This window comes from Candidatus Poriferisodalis sp. (assembly GCF_965214215.1).
GTDB lineage: Bacteria > Actinomycetota > Acidimicrobiia > Acidimicrobiales > Poriferisodalaceae > Poriferisodalis.
This window is the reverse complement of record NZ_CBDCBD010000003.1, coordinates 1,196,387-1,218,621: the sequence shown is the minus strand read 5'-3', so window position 1 is coordinate 1,218,621 and position 22,235 is coordinate 1,196,387. Positions and strand designations below refer to the sequence as shown.

Below are 22,235 nucleotides of genomic sequence, written 5' to 3'. Positions count from 1 at the left end.
CTAGAGGCCGGCGGCTCTATTCTCCGCGACCTCGTACGGTCGGCGGGACGGCAGGCTGCCCCGGACGAACTCGATCCAGTTGTCGCCCGCGACTCTGGCTGCGGTCCCAGGGCCGAGCTTCGCGACCAGCAGCTCAACCAGCGGCGCCAGGTCGGCCGGCGAGCGCAGCCCGTCCACCAGCGGCAGGCAATCAGGATCGACCAAACCGGCACCCAGGATCGGGTCGATCGCGTGCATCAGGTCGTCTATGAAGTCCGGGCCCAGACCGACAGCCCTCTCGCCGGCGACGCCGAGTGCGTGGGAGATGTGCGCCACGTAGTCGTCGAGCGCAGGTTCGCCATCGGCGAGGAAGCCACCAAAGGCGTTGATGCCGATGACGCCGCCGCAAGCGGCTATCTGGCACATCTGCTCGTCGCTGAGGTTGCGCGGGTGTCCGCACAGGGCATGGCACGACGAATGGGTCGCCACGAAGGGACGCTCGGCGACAGCGGACACGTGCGCCACGCCAGCCGCCGACAGGTGACTCACGTCGACGATTATTCCGAGCCGTTCCATCTCGGCCACGGCGTCGAGCCCGAGACGCGTCAGCCCGGCGCCAGTCGCGGCCTCGCCGACGCCGTCGGCCATCATGGTGCGACGATTCCACGTCATCGACATGCAGCGCACACCGAGCCGGAAGAACGTTTCGAGCAGCTCGAGATCGGCGCCGAGCGGCTCGGAGCCCTCCAGAGCAAGCAATAGCCCGATCCGGCCGGTCGCCAATGCCTGTTCGAGATCCGCCCGGTTCTCGACTACTGCGACATCGGCGGCGTGAAGGTCGGCAATTCGGCGAGCTTCTTCCAGCAACAACAAAGCGCGCCGCAAGGCACCTTCGCCGACGTGCTGGTCCTCGGTGAAGATCGGCAGGAACTGCAGGTCCACACCGCCCGAGCGCAGCTGCGGCAGCCAGTAATCCCCAAACGGATCGGCCCGGCCGCGTTCTCGCTGATGCAGGACTGCAAGCAGCAGGTCGTTGTGAGCGTCCGCGACGCGGACCCCGGCGTGGCTCACGCGGCGAGCGGCCCGACAGCCTTGACGATGACCCGGCACCCGCCGCCCGGCACATAGGTCATCGGTATCTCCACAACGCTCGTGATCCGGACTTCGTCCGCATTCGCCCCGGCGCGGATGGCGGCATCGGTCGCTTCCTCCCGGGCGCTGCGCAGGCAGTCCTCACGGCTGGTGGCGTCGTAGCTGTACACCTTGTCGATCGATCCGGCGGCCTCGGCGATCGCTGCACCGAATGCGTTCGCCACCGAATGATGAGGCGGCCAGATCACCTCGCTGAAACCAGCCAGTTCAGCCGGCACGAGGTGGGCGCCGCCGCCCACGGCCATCAGCGGGAGCGGTGTGCTGGACGCCTTCATTCGCTCACCCAGTACTTCGATCCGCTCATCAACCCAGGCGATAGCGGCCTCGCAGGTCCCGTCCCGCACCCCGCCCAGCAGCGACGGGTCGCCGAAGCCGTCCAGCCTTCCCACTGCCAGCGACACATCGGACAGCGTCAGCGTGAGGCCGCCCATGCACATCGCATCGCTGATGACCCGGTAGCCCACCGAGTCGGGACCGACTGTCACACCGCCGCCGTCGGCTTCGCCTTCGTGGCGCACGATGGTGCCGCCGCCGAGGCCCACCGAGATCAGGTCGGGCATGCGGAAGTTGGTACGCACACCGCCGACTTCGACCGCCGCCGTGGACTCACGGGGGAAGCCGTTCACCAGGATGCCGATGTCAGCCGATGTGCCGCCGACATCGATCACGAGCCCATCGGTGAGCCCGGCCAACGCGCACGCACCGCGCATCGAATTTGTCGGTCCCGAGCCCACCGTGAGCACCGGATAACGGTCGGCTTCCTCCACCGTCATCAGCGTCCCGTCGTTCTGGGTGAGAAAGCTCTCGACGTCGAGTCCAAGGTCGGCGAGCGTGTCACGGAAGCCGTTCACGACCCGCCTCGCGACGGTCAACAGCGACGCGTTCAGGATGGTGGCGTTCTCGCGTTCGAGCAGACCCAGCGACCCGACAGTGTGGCTGAGCGAGACCGGCAGAACCGTCCCGCATTCCGCTTCGATGATCTCGGCGACTCGCAACTCGTGATCGGTGCATGCCGGACTGAAGGCGCACGACACCGCGACGGCGGAAACGTCACCCGCGCAGGCCCCGGCGAAACGACGAACGGCGTCTTCGTCGAGCGGGGCAATCGGCGTGCCGTCGTACTCGAAACCGCCCCCGATGATCTGGCTGTGCCCGATGACTAGATCCCGCAGGTCGTGGGGCCAGTTGGCGCTGGGTCGCACGCCGAGCGACGACGGTGCCGCCAGCCGGAGCACACCCACCCGGTCTAGGTCGCGGCGACGGATGATGGCGTTGGTCGGGTGCGTCGTGCCCAGCATGGCCTTGCCCAGCCGGGAGGTGTCGTCGAGGGGGTCGATGACCGTGGTGATTGCGGTGACGATGCCGTCTATGGGTTCGGGGGTGGTCGCGGTCTTCGTCTCGACGATGATGCGGCCCTCGCCGTCCACCACAACGGCATCAGTGTTCGTTCCCCCAACATCCACACCGAGCCGCAGATCTTTCATCGCACACGCTCCCGGAAGTCGACGTAGTCGATGTCGTATCCGAAGGCCCTCGGCCCGACGAGATCCAGCATCCCGTCGCGGTGCCACTCGGGTGCGCACGGCATAGCCAGCACGTTGAGGCGCTGCCCGTAGGCCAGCCCCTCGGTGGTGATCGGGTCGGCCGACTCGTAGTCGAGCAGGCAGAGCAAATCGGGAACCGTGACCACGGCGTCGCCATCTTCGAACGCAATGAGGTTCTCGTTCTGTATCTCGACGCGCATCGTCCGGCTGGGGTCGTCAATGTGCTCCAGCACCACCGTGCCGCGGGCGAAGCCCTCAGTGGTCCGGCGGTCGATGTCGATGACCTTGCCGCTGAAGACAAGGGCCGCATCGGTGTAGTCGAGGAGTTCTTGCCACGCCCCTGGGGCCCCCAGCTTCACGTGAGCGAGCCGCCTGCCGACCTCGGTGCAGTAGCTCATGGAGCCTGCGATGCCGGCACGCCGCACGTCGGCCACCTTCATCGGGTAGCAGCTGATGGCGTCGGCGAGGCCGAGCTGGATGACCGCGGCGCGGGCGAGCGACTCGGCGATCTGGTTGGTGTTCGCCTCGAACACGCACATGTTGCCCTTCTCGTCCGCGATCGACAGCGGACCTGCAGGCAGGTCGTGCAGAGTGAACACGGTCATCTCGATCTGGGGGAAAGCCCGGCGCATCCCGTCGGCGTCGACCACCGGCAGGCCCATCTCGACTGCGGTGGCGATCGGCACGAGGGTGTTGACGCCGCCTACTTCGATCGGCATGAGGGCGACCGGGTCCTCACCCATGTACGCCGCGAGCGCCTGAATGCCAGACCGGAACTCGGTTCCGGCGGGGATCTTCTCCAAGATGACGGTCGGAGCGCCGATGATGGCTGTAGTCAGCACCAGGCCGTCGTCGGGGAGCTCATCGGCAGTCACGACCTGAGCGGGCCCGTGGTCGGCGATGGCTTGGGAGACCAGCAGCTTGCCGACGTAGGGGTCTCCCCCGCCGCCGGTGCCGAGCAGCGTCGCCCCGAGCGCCAAGTCGTCGATGTCGTCGAGGGTCAGTTCTCTCACGAACATCCTTCCGCTGGGAGGGCTTCACTGCCTGATCAGCGAATGTAGGTGGCAGCCGGACACGCCATCGATGGGCACATCGCAACCCCAGACTCTCCCCGCAGCGCAATCTGCCCTCCGGATGCCGACATGTGGAAGCGGCATGAATGACGCTCGCAGAAAACGACTGCGTTCTCGGCGATCACGCGCGTCAGACTCGTCCGATGAATCTCTCGGTATCGGCACTGGTCGCCGGCGCACTGCGCTCAGCGGCGTTGCCGTGCAGATTTGTAGACATACATGGTCCCCTTGTAAACTCGGGTTATGGCTGTTGCGCACTACCGGGTTTCGGAACGAGGTCAAATGGCGCTGCCCGCTGAGACACGCCGTCGGTGGGGAATTGCTGCGGGAGGAGCAGTCGAGATCGCCGATCTCGGCGCTGCAGTGGTGGTAGTACCGGCCGGCCGCGGCGGATTGCAGTCAATGCTGGGTGAGGCTCTCGAGGAGTCCGGTGGTTACGAGTCGCTCGCACGCCGCGTCGCCGCCAGCGAGCCCGATCTCGCATGAGCCCGTTTCTCCCATGAGCTCAGGCGTCCTCGTGGACGACCACATCCTGTTGAGGATGCTGCTCGGCGAGGAGCCGGGCGAGTTGCGGCCCCGAGGCGGCATCGTCGCCACGACGGGGCTGTGGTACCACCGTCTCTGCCGTGCACTCGCGGGGCAAGCTGTCGTCGGCTCGATGTCTCGCCGGCTCGGAGGCGTGTCGCCCGAAGTCGCAGCCGAAGTCATTGCCGCTGTCATCGAACTGCCGGCATCCATCGAGCTGGTGTCGCTTCGCACGGTCGGCTGGCCGATGGGCGAACTCTTACGGGACGGGGCCCGCCTCAACCTGCTCTCGCTCGAAGCACTGGCGGCCGCTCGCTTTCTAGATGCGGAGATCTGCTGCGCGCAGGCCAACGAGAATGAACCCCTCACAGACGCGGCTCGCACCCACGAAATCGCGATTCGCAGCCTGCAGCTCTGAGCACCCGTCTCCGTAACGAGAAGGTGCCGGCTATCAGCCGAGGAGGCCCATGCCTGCGACGGTGTCGCGCTCTTCGACGAGTTCGGCCCAGGAGGCCTCGATGCGGGACCGGCTGAAGTCGTCGAGTTCGAGGCCGGTCACGACGTGGTACTGGCCGCCTGAGACCGTGACCGGGTACGAGGTGATGATGCCCTCGGGGGCGCCGTAGTCGCCGGTGGAGGCGATGCCCATCGACACCCAGTCGCCGCCGGGCGTGTCCGAGGACCAGTCGCGCATGTGATCCACCGCGGCCGACGCTGCCGAGGCCGCCGAGGACGCTCCCCGTGCGTTGATGATGGCTGCGCCGCGCTGCTGCACCGTGGGGATGAAGTCGTCTTCCAGCCATGCCTGGTCGTCCACTAGCGCCGCCGCGTTATGGCCTCCAACTTCGGCGTGGAAGATATCGGGGTACTGCGTGGCGGAATGGTTGCCCCAGATCGTCATGCGAGTTACGTCATTCACCGACATGACGGCCTTGTTGGCGAGCTGAGCTATGGCCCGGTTGTGGTCCAGCCGGGTCATCGCCGTGAACTGCCCGTCGGGAATCCCGGGCGCGTTGCGCATGGCGATCAGGCAGTTGGTGTTGGCCGGGTTGCCCACCACCAGCACCCGCACGCTGGGGTTGGCCGAATCGCTGAGCGCCTTGCCCTGGGTGGTGAAGATGCCTCCGTTGGCCTCCAGAAGGTCGCTGCGCTCCATGCCCGCCTTGCGCGGCATCGAACCCACCAGCAGCGCGTAGTCGGCACCTTCGAACGCCTCATTCGGGTCCGAGGTGCCGGTGCGGGACGCCAGCAGCGGGAACGCACAGTCGTCGAGCTCCATCATCACGCCCTCGAGCGCGCCCAAAGCCGGGGGAATCTCCAGCATCCGCAACTCGACAGGCTGGTCGGGGCCGAGCATGGCGCCCGAGGCGATCCGGAACAGCAGGCTGTAGCCGATCTGGCCAGCGGCCCCGGTGACAGCAACTCGTACGGGATCGTTCACTGTTCTCTCCTGGTTCGACACGCCGAGCAGGTGCCCCGGCTGCGGGCGTTTCTAGCGCGGCAATGCGGCAACTGCACTCGCGTTGCCGTCGCGTCGATCGAGCAACTTCGAACGGCTGAATGCGGCCGCGTATCAGCTCGCTGCAGCGGCGGCGTCGACGGTATTGGCGAGCAGCATGGCGCGGGTCATCGGGCCCACGCCGCCGAGGCGGGGGGTCACCCAGCCCGCGACCTCGCCGACCGAGGGGTCCACATCGGACAGGATCTTGCGGCCTTCGCGGGTGATGCCGCCGCCGACTACCGCTGCGCCGGGTTTCACCATGTCGGGCGTGATGAGGCCGGGCACGCCGGCCGCGGCGATGACGATGTCGGCCTGGCGGGTGTAAGCGCCCAGATCGGCCACGCCGGTGTGCACGACGGTCACGGCCGCATTGGCGACCGGCCGCTTCAGCGCCATCAGCAGCGCCATCGGGCGGCCGATCGTGAGGCCGCGGCCCACGACGACCACGTGACGACCCTCCACCGGCACGCCGTAGTGCTCGAGCATGACCTGGATGCCCCGGGGAGTACACGGCAGCGGACCGTCCGCGCCCATCACGAGCCGGCCCAGGTTCACCGGATGCAATCCGTCAGCGTCCTTGTCGGGGTCGATAGCCAGCAGTGCCGCTTCCTCGTTGAGCTGGCGCGGCAGCGGCAGTTGGACGATGTAGGCGTGCACGGCCGGATCGGCGTTGAAGCGTTCGATGACCGCATCCAGCTCAGCCTGGTTGATGTCGGCGGAAAGCTCTTCGTGAATCGAGGAAATGCCCACCTCGCTGCAGTCACGGATCTTGGCGCCCACATAGCTGTGCGACGCCGGATCGTCACCGACGAGGATCGTGCCGAGCCCCGGTGCCAAGCCCTCCTGGGCAATCCGGATTCGCAGGTCGTCCTTGATCTGGTCGGCCAGCGCCTGGCCGTCCAACAGCACCGCAGTCACAGCGTGCCACCGTAGTGCTCTCCCGGCAGGAGCTTGGCGTGCGCCGCCGGTGAGCGTCGCACCGCGAAGTGCAGTGCAGCAGCGCTCAGTGAGCGAGGTTCAGGGGCTGTTCTACAAACGGCGCAGGAATCAGGTCTTCGTACATGGCAGGGTCGGGAGCGATGACCCGGACTGCACCGTCGCGATGCACCACCACCCCGGTGCCGGTCTGGTATGCCCTCAGGTGCGCCTGCTTCGCCGCTTGACGCAGCGCCTCAAGGACATCTTCAAGGCCCTCTTCGAGATCCGCGGGCTTCCGCTGCCCATTCGTGGCGGGCACGGCACCGTTAGTGCTCATCGCGCTCCTTGCGCTCGAGAATCAAGGGTACGTCGTCCCGATTGTCGAACAGCACCCACTCGTCCACGGCCTCAGCATAGACGTTGCGAAAGTTCGACAAGCCTGCTGCGAAACGACGCCGCACGTCGTGCTCGGGTACATGATGCCCGCCTTCGGCCACGCGCTGTCGCACCCTCTCGACCGCTTCATCTGCCGTCGGCAGCGACAGGAACAACAGCGTGACCTGGTAACCCAGCTCGCGCCAGCGGATGATGCGGCGCAGGTAAGCCCGACCAGCCAGCGTCGTCTCGAACGCGAAGCTTTGCTGTGCTGCGGTGAGCCGATTGAGCTCAGCCAGCAGCAGCTTGCCGGCGCGAACATTCGCACCGAGCGGGTCGATGGGCGCCAACCCGGCGGCGATCAAGTCGGCGTTGACGTAGTCCATGCCATCGGCTTGGTCCGGCAGGTACTCCATGGCGAACGTCGTCTTGCCGGCACCATTTGGCCCAGCAACGATGATGATCTCCTGGGCCGCCATGGGCGAATGCTAGGGAGCGATGCCGCCGCGATCAGGTCCTTTTTCGCGGCTGTGACGGGCGACGGCAGCACGCTCGTGGCGGCGCTGGTGCAGGCGTCGCAAGGCGGGCGACGCGGCAGCGAGGGTGCGGTCGGCGGCAGCGAGGACCCGACCAGCAGTACCGGGCGTTTCGTTGTCGATGAGGTTGCCCATCACCTGCAGGGTGAGGCGGGCGATGGCATCGGTGCCGACTGCCAGCCGCAAGCCGCTTCGCAGAATGCGGGGATGACCGATGAGGAACGAGAACCGCCTGCCGGTACGCAGGAATGCGTCGAACTTCTCGGCGACGATGCGATCGTAGGTGTCCGCAACTGCGGGCGGGTCCTCTGCGAACAGGTCGGCGGCGAGAATGCCGGTCTCGAGGCCGTAGTCGATCCCCTCGCCGTTCATCGGGTTAATCAGCCCTGCCGCGTCGCCGATGGCTACCCAGCCGGGGCCGTGGCGTTTCGTGGCGCTCATCGGCAGGCGCCACGCACGCGGGCGTTCGAGGTAGGGGCCGAGCTGCCAGGCGTCGGCCACCAGGTCGCGGTAGCTGTCGCAGAGCCGGTTCAGGTTGAGCTTCTCGAAGCCCTTCATGGTGTTGAGCGCGCCGACACCGATGTTGACCGTGCCGTCGCCGGCGGGAAACAGCCAGCCGTAGCCGGGCACTGCAGTGCCCTCGCCGTCGCGCAGCGTCAAGCAGGCTTCGAGGTATTCCTCGGCGTGGCGGGGAGTCTCGGCATAGGTTCGGATGGCGAGACCGAACGGCTCGTCGGGGTCGCGCAGCGCACCGAGCATGCGGGCGGCCTGGCCCTGGGCACCGGCGGCCAGCACGACGAGATCGGCGGTCCAGCGTTCGCCGCCGGCGGTGACCCCCACCGCTGCGCCGTCTTCGAGGATCGGCAGCGCCTCGGTGCCGAAGCGGAGCTCAGCCCCCGCAGAAGCAGCGCCGTCGCACAGCGCACTGTCGAGTCGGCGCCGGGGCCACACCGCTCCATAGGGCCCGAACTGGCCATTCGCCGGCCAGTCCAGCTCGCGAACCTGCCGCCCGGCGATCATCCGAAGCCCGGCGATGCGGTGAGCCTCATCCAGCGAGATGCCCAGCTCGTCGAGCGCAGCGACCGCTCGGGGCGTCAGCCCGTCGCCGCACACCTTGTCGCGGCCGGCGGGGGCTTTCTCGAACGCGGTCACCTCGATGCCCGCACCCGCGGCTCGCATGGCCGCCGCCGCGCCGGCGGGACCGGCCCCGATCACGATCATGTCCCGGTGCGGCACCACTACAGCCTGCCGACCCCAGCGCTGGATCGCTCAGGCCACTGCGGCCGATGTGCGACCCGCGCCTCGCGGCGCCTCGCGTGGCCTGCTAGACCGAACCGATGCCTGCATACCTCATTGCGAACTACGACGTCGTCGATCCCGACAAGTACAAGGACTACCAGCGCAACGCAGCGCCCATCATGGCGGGCGGCGGAAAGCTCCTGGTCCTCGACCCGGCATCGGTCCTCAAGGAGGGCGACGCCGGAGCGCAGACGGTCGTCATCGAGTACCCCACGATGGAAGCCGCACAAGCTGCCTACGAATCCGACGACTACCAGGCCGTCGTGGGCATCCGCCTAGCAGCCACCGCCAACGGCCGCGCCGTGCTCGCCAACGGCATGGGCTGACCCGGCGCAATTTCCCGTTTGCGCCCGTCGAAACAGTTGGTGGCAGCGCGGTCGTAGTTGAATTCCTCGTACGTCGCGAACTCGCCGAGCCCGAAACAGCTGACCAGCTACGGCGAGGCCAGCTGTGGGGCCTGCACCGCGGGTTTATCTTGCAGGCGCGGACGGTGCCTTCCCCGCTGACCGGTCAGGGGGAAGCGGTTCAGTGGGCATTCCGGCCGTGCCCTGATCCTCTCGCCGTGCTCTTGCCCACCGCTGCAAGCGGGAGCATCACGAGTTCGTGCGCGAACTCCAGCAGCCGCACTGCGATGGCGAACGCGGCTGCGTCGCCCACTCCAAAGCGTTCGGCCAGCAGGGCTGCCACCACGACCTCGCGCACGCCGAGCCCGGCCGGTGTGATGCCGACCATGCCGACGACTATTCCTGCGGCGGTCGCCCCGGCGATCAGCCAGATGTCGTCGACACCGGCGGCAAGCAGCGACCCTGCGAGCAGCACCGCTGCCATGAGACGTTGCGCCACGGCCAACCCGTAGACGAATGTTGCCCGCCACACAGCCGCCCGCTCTGCGCTGAGCGCGTCAGGGTGAACCAGCCCGCAGATCCGCCTCAGGAGGCCCACTCGCCGCATCAGACCGTCGATGCGGCGCCACCACGCCCCAGCGCCCGCCAGCGTCCACGGCAGGGTCACCAGGCCGGCCGCTGCGGCGACGCCGATCACGATGCGTGCGAACCAGCCCCCGGCGGTTCCCAGCCAATCGGCTGGCGCCCACAGTGCCGCGAACACTGCCGACCAGCCGACCAGCGTGGCAGTCTCGACGACCACCGACGCCCCGGCGGCGGCTCGCTTCACGCCCAGCGGGGCAGCAAGGCCGGCTCGGACGACGATGGGCACCAGCCCGGTCGGCAGGTAGCGCGTTGCCTGGGACAGCATCCAGATGCGCAGCGCCGGGCGTTGCGCCAGCGGTGTGCCGTAGCCGCCGATGAGTTCCCGCCATCCGAGTGCCAGGCACCATGTCGCGGTCATCGACACCACCACGGCCGCCGCCAGCCCAACGGCGTCGACCTGAAGATCGATCTGGCGCAGGTCATCCCAGTAGCGGACGGCGAGCCAAACGATCACCGCTGCGGTCGCCAGCCCGAGCGCCCACCGTACGGCGGTGCCGGATCGCTGCCGTTCCCCGACGCCGCCGTCCGAGCCCGTCACGACGATGCCGCCCCGCCGCGCGTCGGGCGTAGCGCCAGCATCCTGCCGAGCGTACCGAGACCTCGAGTCCTCACCCGATACGCCTCGAGCAAGCGAGCAGGCTCACCGCCAAACTGTTCGAGTGAGCACCGGTCACCGAAGTTTCCAGCGGGCGCGGCCAGTGCCGGCACCGCCGCCCGAGAACGTTCCACCTCAGCATCCCGGCGGATGGGGGAAGTTCGGAGACTTCGTCACGTGGGCGTTGATCGGCGGTGCCGTGTGGTTCTTGTCGGGGGGAGTGGTCTTCATGATGCTCGTCGGGGATTGGGACCAGCCGCACCCGCCGAACCCGATCGCAGCGTGGTCGGTCGTGCTGATTTCTATGGTTGCGATCGTCGTGATCGGGTGGCGCCTGCGCGTCCGTGCCGTTCGCTTTGCCGCGCTGGCGTCAGTGCCTGTGCAGTTCGCTTGGTGGCTGTTCATGATCCCCAAGGCAGGAATCCCGAACTAGATGACTCAGCCGAGCGGGCTTGCTCCTGGGACTGCAAGCTCGATCGGTTGCTCGTCAAGTTCGCCCTGAGCTTCGGCCGCCAGAACATCGCCAAGCGCCTCGACCAGCCTGTGGTCCGCCCAGCCTGCGGACGTGGCCTCGCCCACGAGGCGCGCCGCTTCAAGCGTCAGCGGCGACCAGTCGCCATTGACCGTCAACATCGTCAAGTCAGCAAGCAGGCCTGACACATCAGCAGGTCCGGTCGGCAGCCACGACTCCAAGACCGCGCGCGAATCGCCTTTGGACGTTGACCTTCGAGAGTCTGTGATGGATCCGTCTGCACTCACCAAGCATCCAATCTAGCAGCCAGATAACGTATCATTTAAATCATTTTCAATTTATTTAAGTGCTTTTGTACCTCAGCTAGCCGAAGCCCAGTCTGGTGGCCAAACAATCTTTGACCGCGGATCCGTAGTGGCGCGGATCGCTTGCCAGACTGGGGCTGTGCGAGTGGTGCTGGTCACGCCGGGGTTTCCGACCTCGCTCGATGATCACCACAAGCCGTTTCTCGCTGATCACGCTCGTGCGCTAGCCGTCGCTGGCGCAGATGTGACGGTGGTGTGCCCTGCCCACCCCGGCGCAGCACGCCGCCACGAGGTCGGCGGGGTCGAGGTGCGCAGGGTCCGTTTCGCTCCGCGACGCATCGAAGCCCGGGTGGCGCTCGGCGAGAGTTACCGGGTGTTCTCGGGTCTGTCGGCGCTGTGGGTGATCCCGATGATTGCCAGACTCACGGTGGCAGCGGCCCGCCAGGCGCGTGACCGTGCCGCTGACGACCGTGCCGCGGTCATACACGGTCACTGGTGGTTCCCCTGCGGGCTCGTCGCTGTGGCTGGGTCAGCCGCGGCGGGACGGGCCACCGCCAGCGTGGTCCAGATTCACGGTTCCGACGCAGCGGTCACCACCCGTGCAGTACACCGTTGGCTGGCCCGTCGAGTGCTGCGCCGGGCCGGTGCTGTCGTGGCTGTGTCGGAGGACCTCCGCGACTGGGCAAGTTCGCTTGTGCCGCGACCTGGCGGCCTGCACCCGCCGCCCAGCTCCGAGCCTGCCCCACACCGAGCCGGACCGCTGCTGCGAGTCGCATCGATGCCGGTCGGCACCGACCGGGTCGGGCCGACGACGCCGACGCCCACTGACGGCCCCGTCGTCGCCATCGGCCGCTTGATGACCGAGAAGGGCTTCGACGTGCTGATCGAGGCCGCGGCGTTGCTGCCGCCGGACGAACGACCCGACGTGGCCATTGTCGGCGACGGTCCCGATCGGACGCTGCTTCAAGCACTGGCTGTGCGGCGCGGCGTGACCGTTCAGTTCGCCGGCGCGGTCTCGCCCGGCGACATCGGCGAGTGGTACCGGCGGGCCCGCCTGGTGTGCGTTCCAAGCCGCCGTGAAGGCTTCGGCCTGATCATCGCCGAGGCACTGGCGTCGGGCCGCTGGGTCGTGGCAACCTCGGTCGGCGCCGCTCCCCAATTCATCAATGACGGCACCAACGGCCGCCTCGTCCCGCCCGACGACGCCGAAGCACTGGCAGAGGCACTCGCTGATGCCCTGCGGCGGGACAACGACCACGGGGCTCCGAGCACGAACGCGCCAACACCAATCGGCCCGCAGGCCCACGCGGCGACGCTTATGGACCTGTACGCCGAACTCGCTGAGATTTAGCAGTCGAGAAGCGAAGAGCCCGACGAAGCAAGGTGCCCCTGAAGCGCCCGCTTTAGAGCTCGGCGACGATCTCTGCCATGAGCTCGCCAGCCTCGGTCGGGTTCAGCCCGACGCGCACGCCGGCGTCGCGCAGCGCGTCCATCTTGGCCGCTGCCGTTCCTTTGCCGCCCGACACGATGGCGCCGGCATGGCCCATCTTCTTGCCCGGGGGCGCGGTGACGCCGGCGATATAGCTCGACACCGGCTTGGACATGTTGTGCTTGATGTACTCGGCTGCCTCTTCCTCGGCCGAGCCGCCGATCTCGCCGATCATCATCACGGCCTTGGTGTCGGGATCGGCTTCGAAGGCTTCGAGGCAGTCGATGAACGACGTGCCCGGCACGGGGTCGCCGCCGATGCCCACGCAGGTCGTGACGCCGATGTCCTTCTGCTGGAGCTCATAGAGCGCCTGGTAGGTCAGCGTGCCCGACCGGCTGACGATGCCCACCGGGCCGCCGGGCTTGGCGATGTGGCCCGCCGTGATGCCGATGTTGCACTCCCCCGGCGTGATGATGCCCGGGCAGTTCGGCCCCAGCAGCCGGACGCCGGGGAAGTCGCGCTTCAGCATGTTGAAAAAGCGGGCCTCATCGTGCGCCGGCACACCCTCAGTGATGCACGCCACGAACTCGATGCCCGCCTCGGCGGCGTCCATCACAGCGGAGAACACCCCGGGCGCAGGAATGAAGATGCATGCGGCATCGGCGCCGGTCGCTGCAACTGCTTCGGTGCAGTTGGCGAATACCGGCACGCCTTCCACGTCGGTGCCCGCCTTGCGGGGATTGGTGCCCGCCACCACGTTGGTGCCGTAGTCGCGGTTCAGCATGCCGTAGTACCGGCCCTGCGAGCCGGTGAGTCCCTGGTAGACGACCTTGGTGTCGGAATTGACAAAGATGCTCACGTCATGCCCTCGCCGCGGCCGTCGCGACCGCATCACGTTTGATTGAACGAATTGCCTTTCGGGGGATGCTCACGTCATGCCCTTGCCGCGGCCGTCACGGCCGCATCACGTTGGATTGAACGAATTGCCCTTCGGGTGATGCTCATCTGCAGCTCCCGTTCAGCTCGCTGCCGCGGCCATCGCGACGGCTCGACGGGCAGCGTCGAGCATGGTCGGTTCCATCACGAGCTTCTCGTTGAGGTGAGGCGCGAGGATCTCGCGACCCTCTGCGGCGTTGGTGCCGTCGAGGCGCAGCACGATCGGTGCTTCGATGTCGACCGCTTCGAGCGCCCCGATGATGCCGTTGGCCACCTCCTCGCCGCGGGTGATGCCACCGAAGATGTTGATGAAGATGGCCCGCACATCGGGGTCGTTGTTGATGACCTCGAGCGCGTTGGCCATCACCTGGGCATTCGCGCCGCCGCCGATGTCGAGGAAGTTGGCGGGCTTGCCGCCCACCTGGTTCACCACGTCGACGGTGCTCATGGCGAGTCCGGCGCCGTTGGCAATGACGCCGACGCTTCCCTCCAAGCCCACATACTGCAGCCCCTTGGCGTGGGCGGCCTCCTCGCGCTCGTCACGCGGCTGGGTCTCGTCGTACTGCTCGTAGTCGTTATGACGGAACACTGCGTTCGAATCCAGCGTGACCTTGGCGTCGAGCACGTGCACTCGATTGTCGGGCGTGAGGATCAGCGGGTTGATCTCGACTAGGTCGGCGTCGCCTTCGGTGTAGGCGGTGTAGAGCTGCTGGAGGATTTCGACGGCCTGATCGGTGGCGACGGGGTTGAGGTTGGCGCCCTCCACCCAAGCCCGAGCGGCCTCGGCGGTGAGCCCAACAGCTGGGTCCACGAGCACCTTGGAGATGGCATCGGGATTCTCGGCGGCAACCGTCTCGATCTCCACACCGCCCTCAGCCGACAGCATTCCGAGATGCTTCTTGGCTGAGCGATCCAGCGTAAAGCTGGCGTAGTACTCCTCGGAGATGTCCGACGCCTTCTCGATCCACAGTCGCTGCACGATGTGGCCGTTGATGTCGAGCCCCAAGATGTTGGCGGCATGGGTCCGCACGTCGTCGACAGTGGCGGCGAATTTGACGCCGCCTGCCTTGCCGCGCCCGCCGGTGTGCACCTGCGCCTTGACCATCACCGGCGTGCCCAGGCGCTCCGCGGCGGCTACCGCTTCGTCCACGCTGAAGGCAACTGCGCCGTCGGATACCGGCATGCCGTAGTCCTGGAAGAACTGCTTGCCCTGATACTCGAAGAGATCCACGGCGGGGAGCATAGGAGCGAAGACCGCGCGCCCGCTGTGGAGGCGGCAGCGCCCTGCGCTCCAGCAATCCAGCCGGTTACAACGTCGCAGATTTCCCTGCTGCCTCGGAAGCTAGTTCGTCTGTGCCGAGCCGCTGGAGCGCAGGCGGCGGAGGTCGGCGAAGCTGGCGACGAGCGTCTTGGTGCCGACGTCGGCGAAGTGAACGGTGACCTCCCAGTCGTCACCGTCGGGCCGCACCTGCTGGACAACACCGGCACCGAAACGGGCGTGCAGTACGTCATCGCCGACGGCGTAGCCAAGATCGGCCTTCGGTGCCGGCTTGGGCTCCCCTAGCCGGGCTGCTACCCGGCGTCGGGCCTCCTCGCGACGAGATTCGCGGCCCTTGGAGGTGCTGTCGTCATGGCGAGCGGGGTCGGCCCGCTGCTGTTGGGAAACAGCAAGTTCTGCCTCGTCGAGCTGGCTGTATTCGCTGGGCTCGCTGGCGCGGCGATTGGCACCCCAATCGCTCGTCGCTGGCCGCCATGACGAGCCGTAGCGGCCGGTGTCAGGCGAGCGATCGTCGAGCAGCTCGGAGGGGATCTCGCCGATGAACCGGCTCGGCGGGTTGTAGCTGGTCTGGCCGTGCAGCATCCGGCTCCACGCATGGGTCAGGTACAGCTGCTTGCGAGCGCGGGTGATGCCGACGTAGGCCAAGCGGCGTTCCTCTTCGAGCTCGATGGAATCGGTCATCGAGCGGTGATGGGGGAAGACGCCGTCTTCCATGCCGGTCACGAACACGAGGTCGAATTCGAGGCCCTTGGCGGAGTGGAGCGTCATCAGTGAGACCTGCGAGGCATCGGTCATCGCGTCGACGTCGCTCACCAGCGAGACCTGCTCGAGGAACTCGTCGCAGTCCTCGAAGTCGGCCGCGGCGCCCGCCAGCTCTTCGAGATGCTCCAGCCGACCGTCTGCCTCGACCGTCCCCTCGTCCTGCAGCGCCTGCACGTAGCCCGATTCGGCCAGTGCCACTTCCAGCACCGCAGCGGGACCGTTGGGAATCTGGGCCCGAGCACGACCCATCAGCTCGCGGAACTGCAGCAGACCACCGCGGGCGGTGCCCCGCACGCCGAGCGATTCGAGCCCGTCGATCACTTCGGCCAGCGAGGTATCGCCGCGCGCCGCCACGTCGTCGAGCTTGGCGATCGTGCGGTCGCCGATGCCGCGGGCGGGCAGGTTCACAACTCGCTTGAGCGACACCTCATCGGACGGGTTCACCGCAGCACGCAGGAACGCCAGCGCATCCTTGATCTCGCGCCGGTCATAGAACCGGGTGCCGCCGATGATCTGATACGGCACGTCGTTGGCAACGAGCTCTTCTTCGATCACGCGTGACTGGGCGTTCGACCGGTAGAAGATCGCAGCGTCGGACCAGTCGATCCGGCCCTCGCCGTGGAGGCGTCGCAGCTCCGTGCAGATGTAGCGCGCCTCGTCTTCCTCATTGGTTCCGCGGTAGCTAATCGGCTTGGCACCGCCGGACTGGTCGGTCCACAGGTTCTTCGTTGGCCGTCCGAGGTTGTTGCGGATCACCGAATTGGCAGCGTCCAGGATCGCCTGGCTGGAGCGGTAGTTCTGGTCCAGCACGTAGGTCGAACTGTGATCGAAAGTGGCGCCGAACTCCAAGATGTTGGTGACGTCCGCGCCCCGGAACGCGTAGATCGACTGGTCGGAGTCGCCGACGACGAATACGTTCTGGGCGGGTCCGCTCAGCAACCCGATCAACCGCACCTGCGCCAGATTGGTGTCTTGGTACTCGTCGACCAGGATGTGCGAGAAGCGCTGCCGGTAGTGCTCGGCCACCTCGTCGTGAGTGGTGAGCAGCTCCACGCCCAGCATCAGCAAATCGTCGAAATCCATGGCGCCCGCGCGTCGCATCCGCTTCTGGTACTCGGAGTAGACCCGGGCCACGTCGCGGTTGAACGGGCCGCCGCCGTCGGGCGAGTCGACCAGCTCAGCTGCGCGGGTCGGCGTCGTGAGCTGATTCTTCATGGTCGAGATCGCGGCGTGGACTGCGCGCTCGTTGTATCGCTTGGGGTCCAAATCGAGGTCGCGCACCACATAGCGGGTGAGGCGCCGCGAGTCGGCCTGGTCATAGATGCTGAACGTGGCGGGGTAGCCGAGCACATCGGCGTGGCTACGCAGAATCCGGGCGCAGGCGCTGTGGAAGGTGGAGATCCACATCCGCTGCGCCACCGGGCCCACGAGGCTGCCGATGCGCTCGCGCATCTCCCCCGCCGCCTTGTTAGTGAAGGTGATCGCCAGCAGGCCGAACGGGCTGATATTGAGGTGCGCCAGCAGGTAAGCGATGCGATGGCTCAGCACGCGGGTCTTGCCCGATCCGGCCCCGGCCACCACGAGCGCCGGGCCGTCGCCGTGCAGCACCGCAGCCCGCTGGCCCGCGTTCAGCGGCGCAAGGATCGGGTCGTCGCCAGTGCTCATGGATGCAGGCTCATCGCCCAAGAGGGTCGTGTGCGGCGCTTCACGTGGTGTAGTCGGCGTTGATGCGGACGTACTGGTCGGTGAGGTCGCAGCCGTACACGGTGAACGAGCCATCTGCGATGCCCAGGTCCACCGAGATCAGCACCTCGTCCGAAGCCAGGTATGCCTCAAGCTCCGCAAGGGCCTCGGGCGTTGCAGGCGTCGGGTACACCTCTTGGTCGCCGAATCGAATCCGGATGCGCTCGGGGTCGATGTCGGTCTCGTCGCTGCACTTGCCGATCGCCATCGCGACCCGGCCCCAGTTGGGATCACAGCCGTGCACGGCGGTCTTCACCAGCGGGGAGTTCACAATTGCCTTGGCGACGCGCTTCGCCTGTGCGTCGTCGCGTGCTTCGTTCACGGTCACCACGATGAGAGTCTCAGCGCCCTCGCCGTCGAATGCCAGTTGGCGAGTGAGGTCCAAGCTGACGGCACCCAGCGCGGCTTCCAGTTCAGCCTCGTCAACCGGACCGGCTGCCCCGTTCGCCAGCATCACCACCATGTCGCTGGTGGAAGTGTCGGTGTCCACGCTGAGCGCATTGAAGGTCACATCGCACACCCGACGCAGCATGGCGTCAAGCCGGTCAGGTGCGATCTCGGCGTCGGTGGTCATCACCGAGATCATCGTGGCCATGTCGGGCTCGATCATCCCCGAGCCCTTGGCGATGCCCACCACCGTGGCGGCGCCCGCCGAAGCACTCGCCGTCTTGGGATGCGTGTCGGTGGTCATGATCGCAGCAGCCGCAGCAGCCGCGTCGGTCGTCCACAGGCCTTTTCTACCGCCGTGATCCAGGTCATCGACGTCGCCGACGCCGGTCGGCCCGCCACGCCGAGCTACCAGGTCGTCGGTGCGTTCGGCTATTGGGACAGTTCCCTCGGCAGCCCCAGCCAGCCGGCCGAAGTACGCGTCGACTTTCCCCTCGGGATAGGGCACGCCGATCACTCCGGTGGAGCCCACCAGCACCTGGTCGGGCTCGCAGCCCACCAGCTCGGCGACTCGCTGCGCGAGATTTGCTGCGTCCCACTCCCCCTGCTCCCCGGTCGCCACATTCGCGTTCTTCGACACGACCGCCACCGCTTGTGCGTGCCCGTCGGCTGCGTTGGATTGGCTGAGGCGCACGCTGGCGCCGGCGAACCTGCTCTTGGTGAACACACCGGCTGCCGACGTCAACCGATCGGCCGCGAGGACCACCACGTCGTCCGTGTCGTCTTTCATGCCGATGTTGCCCACGTGACAGGCAAAGCCGACCGGCAAGTTCACCGACGCAGCCGCGTTCTTGGCCCCTGCTGAGGTCATGATCAGCCCCTGTGGCATGCTCGCGGCCCGGCCGCGGCGTGCGGCAAAGGTACTGGCCGCACGTTGATCCATGGCTGCATTTCCCTGCGGCCCGTCGCAAAGGCAACGAGCGGGTCCGCCAGCGGGGTGGACCCTGGACGGAGTCAGCCTCTCAACCAGCGGGCGTAACGAGGCTCAGGTGCTCGGCCCCCGACGATTGACCACACGGCTGCCGATGAGCCGGTCGGTCACCGAGCGGCTCTCGTCGTCGCCTAGCAGAATCAGCAGAGCGTCCACGAGGAAGTCGACACCAAACGTCACGCACCAGAACAGGTTCTTGAGCGCTTCTCTGGCCAACGTCCGGCCCCATCCGAACTGGCTGCCGTCGCCATGTGCCGCGGCCAAGCCCAGAACCTGCTTTCCGGGAGTCTGGCCCCGGCGCAGCGCAAACGCCAACCAGATCAACCAGCCGATTCCGAGCGTCAGCGAACTCACCAACCCGTCGATTAGCAGCGCTGCGAACCGACGCAGCGGAGTCGCCGTATCCAAGATGGCAGCAGATTCAGATCGACCCATGGGCGGCCACGGCGCCGACGACTCCATTCAGGCCCGCACCTCATACGCATGTCCGCGCTGCCCGCGGGCGCTCGTCTTGCAGGTGCAGCCCGGTCCGAAGCGTTTGAGGCTCATCACGTGTCGTCGCTGCGCCAACGTTGCCAAGGGTGGACCACGTCCTCGCTGCGGGCACGGCCCCACGGCTGCCACCCGCTCGCCGTCTCCCGATCGTCATTGCCTTCGGATCGCCTGCGGTCCCGCCGCGCGTCGGCGAAGGGGGCTACTGCCGCTGCCAATGCGAGAAGCAAAATGGGGACTCGCCGGCCAGATTCCGGAAACAGGAGAAAGTGGGCACCAACGATCGCAGTGGCCGTCGCCAGACCTGCTACCAACGGCCACACCCGCGGCTTCAAGATGGGCACCAATATCGCTCCACCCACTCTGAGACCGGCTCCCAAGCCCCCCCTTCTACCTCCTCGGCGACCTCCTGAGTGATCGGGAATTTCTTCTCGACACCCTTGACCCACTTGTAGGCCCACCCCACCACCTTAGGAACCCACCGAATAACGGGCGGAGTCCACACATAAGTGACGATCTCGACGAGTTTCAAAGAACAATCCGGCGGGATGTTGGGCGGCGCATCGTAGGGACTCGAACATGAACCCGACTGCTGCAAATTGACGCTTTATCGGCCCGACAATACCAGCGCAGTGATTCAGCCTGGGACGTTCTCATAAGAGCGTTAGCGGATAGGTGGTCAGTGGGAATGCCATCGGTTGCGGTGGTCGATGAGTTTGATGGTGATGATCAGGGCGACGGCGAGAGCGAGCTGGGCGAGGCGGTGCGAGGGTTTTCGGTCGGTGTTGCGGCGGAGCTGCCCGTAGTTGGACAGCCATGAGTTGGTGCGCTCGACTCGCCAGCGCAGCCCCAGCGGCGACCCACTCGTCGCGGCGGGACCGCAGCGTGGTGTCCGACACTTGGTTGTCCAAGAGGATCTCCACGGACTGCCACGAGCAGCCCAGCACCAGCCGCCAGATGATCCCCCCAAGCACAGCCGGTCGCTGAGCCGGGGCCGGTGGCAGCCCAGCGGATGGCGATCCGGCGCCCGAGGCAACAGCGGCTCGACCGCCGCCCAGATCACATCCACCACAGCGGTCGTCTGAGCGCGCATGACGTGCAGGCACCTCCGCCATGTCGTCGGTTCGGAGCGCAGCCCGCATCACAGCGGGCCCAACCCGACGACTGGTGGACGGTCGCCTGTCCGCGCGGCCTCTAAGGCTCCGTCAATTCTGAGCGGTGGGTTGGCGGGAGAGGCCCGCAGGCTCAGCGGTCGCTGTCGGGCACGGTGAATGGCTCGTCGAAATGCAAGACCCAGCGGGCGCGTTGACGGTTCGGGTCGGCGGGGTCCTCGTTGATCCCACTGGTCGGATATCTTTTGGACTGTGAGAAATCTCCGAATGCAGTCTGTAGACAGTCCGTTCGACCAACTCGGGCTGGCACCTCACACGGCCGCGGCGTTGAGTCGTGCTGACGCAATGGGACTGTTGGGCGAGCCGGTCACCTGCCTGGACTTCTCTGCGCTCGAACAGCTTCGGTCGGGGATGGCCAAGGCCGGCATCGGCGAGGCATTCGTGGCCGAGTTCGAACAGTTGCGAACCGGCGACCCCGCCCAGATTCGAGCACTGGTGACCAAGATCATTGACGCACTGGAGCAGTCGCCCGCGCCGAGGCACGAGTGGCCCGCGCTGGTGGAAGTCCTCGGTCTCGAACTGGCAGTCCGGCTCCTTGGAATCTCCCAGTCGAGCGCGCGGCGGTATCGCTCGGGCGAGCGATCTACCCCTGACTCGGTGGCCGCTCGCGTGCACTTTCTGGCGCTCGTTGTAGGCGACCTGGCTGGCGCGTACAACGACATCGGCATCCGGCGCTGGTTCGATCGGCCACGATCGCAGCTGCACGGCACCGCTCCCGCCGAAGCGCTCGGCACGCAGTGGTCCCCCGATGACCCCGCAGCACGGCGCGTTCGCGAGCTTGCCAGCGCGCTGGTGTCATCGCCCGCGACATGATCGTCTTCCGCCACACCGACCCACGCCTTCCGTTCCTGCGGGAAGACAGCTCCCAGCCCGCCAGCCGCTGGAACGACACAGGCGACCTGACCCATTACTTCTGCGATACACCCGACGGCGCGTGGGCTGAATTCCTGCGCCATGAGGAGATCAGCGACCCTGCCGACATCGGCACGATCCAACGCGCTCTCTGGGCCGTCGAGATCGGCGACCCGCCGTCGCTTCAGCCCGACCTGCCACCCGAGACGATGACTGGCGACCCGACGACGTGGCCGGCGTGCAGCCGGTTCGCAAGTGCCCACCGAGCCGACACCGACGGCCTCATCGCTCCCTCCGCAGCGCTGCAGCCCGGAGAGGCGCGGGGCTGGCAGGTGGATCAAGGAACGCAGCCCGGTCCCGACCGCGACGGCCACGTCATCGCCCTGTTCGGATCCCGGCCCGATCTCGTCGGATGGGCAGCCACAGCCGAAGGCCGCCCCGAAACAACGCTGCTGGCAAAGGTCGCCCACTTCTGAGGTACCGCGGCGACACATCACAGCGTCCGCGAGCAAATTGAGTCGTCATTTCATGCGCACGACTGCGGTGCTCGCCACGCGCCGATCCCGTCGGCCGGAGCGCGACGTAGGTCGCGACCGGAAGAGCCGTGTTGGCTATTTCGGTGGGGCGATGCATCACTTCATGAACATGTCGCGCTGTGCCGCTTGCTTCGACCACGCTCGGTGACGCCGTTTCTCCGTCACCCACCGGTAGATGCCTCGTCCGATCTCGAACGGCAACAGGCTTCCCACGATCAACCTCACCACCAGCACAATCAGCGCGACGGCACCAGCCGCGGTGCCAGCAAGGAAGCCCCATGAACCGAAGGGCGGCCCCTCTGCCCAAAGGATCGAACCAATGGCGGAAACGATCAAAGCAACTGCTGCCAAGGCGACAGTCCAGCGAATGGCTCGCCTGCGGAACTCGGGCTT

General features: G+C 66.9%; 23 protein-coding genes and 1 pseudogene. 7 read left to right on the top strand and 17 right to left on the bottom strand.

The window, feature by feature from the left end; translation table 11 throughout:
- Genes ACOOF5_RS07920 through ACOOF5_RS07910 form a run of 3 tightly spaced genes read right to left on the bottom strand, consistent with a single transcriptional unit; the run spans position 1 to position 3,694 of the window.
- Positions 1-1,050: a dipeptidase gene (locus ACOOF5_RS07920; RefSeq protein WP_420437962.1), complete on the bottom strand. Its 1,050-nt coding sequence runs from the start codon at positions 1,048-1,050 to the stop codon at positions 1-3.
- Positions 1,047-2,615: a hydantoinase/oxoprolinase N-terminal domain-containing protein gene (locus ACOOF5_RS07915; protein ID WP_420437961.1), complete on the bottom strand. Its 1,569-nt coding sequence runs from the start codon at positions 2,613-2,615 to the stop codon at positions 1,047-1,049. The genes ACOOF5_RS07920 and ACOOF5_RS07915 overlap by 4 nt, the downstream gene beginning before the upstream one ends.
- The gene (locus ACOOF5_RS07910; protein ID WP_420437960.1) at positions 2,612-3,694 is read right to left on the bottom strand and encodes a DUF917 domain-containing protein; all 1,083 of its coding nucleotides are present in this window, start codon (positions 3,692-3,694) and stop codon (positions 2,612-2,614) included. Before ACOOF5_RS07910 ends, ACOOF5_RS07915 begins: the two co-directional genes overlap by 4 nt.
- A gap of 297 nt (positions 3,695-3,991) precedes the next feature.
- On the opposite strand from ACOOF5_RS07910, the gene ACOOF5_RS07905 reads away from it, so the two are divergent.
- Positions 3,992-4,234: an AbrB/MazE/SpoVT family DNA-binding domain-containing protein gene (locus ACOOF5_RS07905; RefSeq protein WP_420437959.1), complete on the top strand. Its 243-nt coding sequence runs from the start codon at positions 3,992-3,994 to the stop codon at positions 4,232-4,234.
- 13 nt (positions 4,235-4,247) lie between these two features.
- The gene (locus ACOOF5_RS07900) at positions 4,248-4,691 is read left to right on the top strand and encodes a hypothetical protein (RefSeq protein WP_420437958.1); all 444 of its coding nucleotides are present in this window, start codon (positions 4,248-4,250) and stop codon (positions 4,689-4,691) included.
- 33 nt (positions 4,692-4,724) lie between these two features.
- Here the strand turns inward: ACOOF5_RS07900 and ACOOF5_RS07895 are convergent, their stop codons facing one another.
- The 5 genes from ACOOF5_RS07895 to ACOOF5_RS07875 form a co-directional block, all read right to left on the bottom strand.
- Positions 4,725-5,714 (bottom strand): malate dehydrogenase, encoded by a 990-nt coding sequence (locus ACOOF5_RS07895; protein WP_420437957.1) that lies wholly within the window; start codon positions 5,712-5,714, stop codon positions 4,725-4,727.
- 132 nt (positions 5,715-5,846) lie between these two features.
- Positions 5,847-6,692: a bifunctional 5,10-methylenetetrahydrofolate dehydrogenase/5,10-methenyltetrahydrofolate cyclohydrolase gene (locus tag ACOOF5_RS07890; protein ID WP_420437956.1), complete on the bottom strand. Its 846-nt coding sequence runs from the start codon at positions 6,690-6,692 to the stop codon at positions 5,847-5,849.
- An 85-nt stretch (positions 6,693-6,777) separates the two neighbouring features.
- Positions 6,778-7,029 carry a hypothetical protein gene (locus ACOOF5_RS07885; RefSeq protein ID WP_420437955.1) on the bottom strand — a complete coding sequence of 84 codons (252 nt, stop codon included), beginning with the start codon at positions 7,027-7,029 and terminating at the stop codon, positions 6,778-6,780.
- Positions 7,019-7,546, bottom strand: a complete 528-nt coding sequence (locus ACOOF5_RS07880) for an AAA family ATPase (protein WP_420437954.1) — start codon at positions 7,544-7,546, stop codon at positions 7,019-7,021. The genes ACOOF5_RS07885 and ACOOF5_RS07880 overlap by 11 nt, the downstream gene beginning before the upstream one ends.
- 9 nt (positions 7,547-7,555) lie before the next feature.
- A complete protein-coding gene (locus ACOOF5_RS07875) occupies positions 7,556-8,839 on the bottom strand; it encodes an NAD(P)/FAD-dependent oxidoreductase (RefSeq protein WP_420437953.1) in 1,284 nt (427 codons plus the stop codon).
- Positions 8,840-8,940: 101 nt separating this feature from the next.
- Between ACOOF5_RS07875 and ACOOF5_RS07870 the strand changes: the two genes are divergently transcribed.
- The gene (locus ACOOF5_RS07870; RefSeq protein WP_420437952.1) at positions 8,941-9,228 is read left to right on the top strand and encodes a DUF1330 domain-containing protein; all 288 of its coding nucleotides are present in this window, start codon (positions 8,941-8,943) and stop codon (positions 9,226-9,228) included.
- 199 nt (positions 9,229-9,427) lie between these two features.
- Here ACOOF5_RS07870 and ACOOF5_RS07865 read toward each other — a convergent pair whose 3' ends face one another.
- Positions 9,428-10,429 (bottom strand): lysylphosphatidylglycerol synthase domain-containing protein, encoded by a 1,002-nt coding sequence (locus ACOOF5_RS07865; protein WP_420437951.1) that lies wholly within the window; start codon positions 10,427-10,429, stop codon positions 9,428-9,430.
- A 121-nt stretch (positions 10,430-10,550) separates the two neighbouring features.
- Here ACOOF5_RS07865 and ACOOF5_RS07860 point away from each other — a divergent pair, with 121 nt between their 5' ends.
- Entirely contained in the window at positions 10,551-10,919 is a 369-nt protein-coding gene (locus ACOOF5_RS07860; protein ID WP_420437950.1) for a hypothetical protein, read from the top strand.
- 5 nt (positions 10,920-10,924) lie between these two features.
- Here ACOOF5_RS07860 and ACOOF5_RS07855 read toward each other — a convergent pair whose 3' ends face one another.
- Positions 10,925-11,245: a hypothetical protein gene (locus ACOOF5_RS07855; RefSeq protein WP_420437949.1), complete on the bottom strand. Its 321-nt coding sequence runs from the start codon at positions 11,243-11,245 to the stop codon at positions 10,925-10,927.
- Between the two features lie 157 nt (positions 11,246-11,402).
- On the opposite strand from ACOOF5_RS07855, the gene ACOOF5_RS07850 reads away from it, so the two are divergent.
- The gene (locus tag ACOOF5_RS07850) at positions 11,403-12,614 is read left to right on the top strand and encodes a glycosyltransferase (protein ID WP_420437948.1); all 1,212 of its coding nucleotides are present in this window, start codon (positions 11,403-11,405) and stop codon (positions 12,612-12,614) included.
- A 52-nt stretch (positions 12,615-12,666) separates the two neighbouring features.
- Here ACOOF5_RS07850 and sucD read toward each other — a convergent pair whose 3' ends face one another.
- The 6 genes and pseudogenes from sucD to ACOOF5_RS07820 form a co-directional block, all read right to left on the bottom strand.
- A complete protein-coding gene (sucD, locus tag ACOOF5_RS07845; protein ID WP_420437947.1) occupies positions 12,667-13,551 on the bottom strand; it encodes a succinate--CoA ligase subunit alpha in 885 nt (294 codons plus the stop codon).
- A 159-nt stretch (positions 13,552-13,710) separates the two neighbouring features.
- Positions 13,711-14,859, bottom strand: coding sequence for an ADP-forming succinate--CoA ligase subunit beta (sucC, locus tag ACOOF5_RS07840; RefSeq protein ID WP_420437946.1), 1,149 nt, complete (start codon positions 14,857-14,859; stop codon positions 13,711-13,713).
- Between the two features lie 111 nt (positions 14,860-14,970).
- The gene (locus ACOOF5_RS07835; RefSeq protein ID WP_420437945.1) at positions 14,971-17,334 is read right to left on the bottom strand and encodes an ATP-dependent helicase; all 2,364 of its coding nucleotides are present in this window, start codon (positions 17,332-17,334) and stop codon (positions 14,971-14,973) included.
- 40 nt (positions 17,335-17,374) lie between these two features.
- Positions 17,375-18,589 carry a bifunctional ornithine acetyltransferase/N-acetylglutamate synthase gene (locus tag ACOOF5_RS07830; protein WP_420440926.1) on the bottom strand — a complete coding sequence of 405 codons (1,215 nt, stop codon included), beginning with the start codon at positions 18,587-18,589 and terminating at the stop codon, positions 17,375-17,377.
- 255 nt (positions 18,590-18,844) lie between these two features.
- Positions 18,845-19,225: an RDD family protein gene (locus tag ACOOF5_RS07825; protein WP_420437944.1), complete on the bottom strand. Its 381-nt coding sequence runs from the start codon at positions 19,223-19,225 to the stop codon at positions 18,845-18,847.
- A gap of 1,024 nt (positions 19,226-20,249) precedes the next feature.
- Positions 20,250-20,375 (bottom strand): annotated as a pseudogene (locus tag ACOOF5_RS07820) (IS5/IS1182 family transposase); the annotation flags it as partial.
- Positions 20,376-20,646: 271 nt separating this feature from the next.
- Here ACOOF5_RS07820 and ACOOF5_RS07815 point away from each other — a divergent pair.
- Both ACOOF5_RS07815 and ACOOF5_RS07810 read left to right on the top strand, forming a co-directional pair.
- Positions 20,647-21,267: a hypothetical protein gene (locus tag ACOOF5_RS07815; RefSeq protein WP_420437943.1), complete on the top strand. Its 621-nt coding sequence runs from the start codon at positions 20,647-20,649 to the stop codon at positions 21,265-21,267.
- Complete coding sequence (locus ACOOF5_RS07810) at positions 21,264-21,782, top strand: RES domain-containing protein (protein ID WP_420437942.1); 519 nt, start codon at positions 21,264-21,266, stop codon at positions 21,780-21,782. The genes ACOOF5_RS07815 and ACOOF5_RS07810 overlap by 4 nt, the downstream gene beginning before the upstream one ends.
- A gap of 156 nt (positions 21,783-21,938) precedes the next feature.
- Here ACOOF5_RS07810 and ACOOF5_RS07805 read toward each other — a convergent pair whose 3' ends face one another.
- Positions 21,939-22,193 (bottom strand): hypothetical protein, encoded by a 255-nt coding sequence (locus tag ACOOF5_RS07805; protein WP_420437941.1) that lies wholly within the window; start codon positions 22,191-22,193, stop codon positions 21,939-21,941.
- Positions 22,194-22,235: the final 42 nt, after the last annotated feature.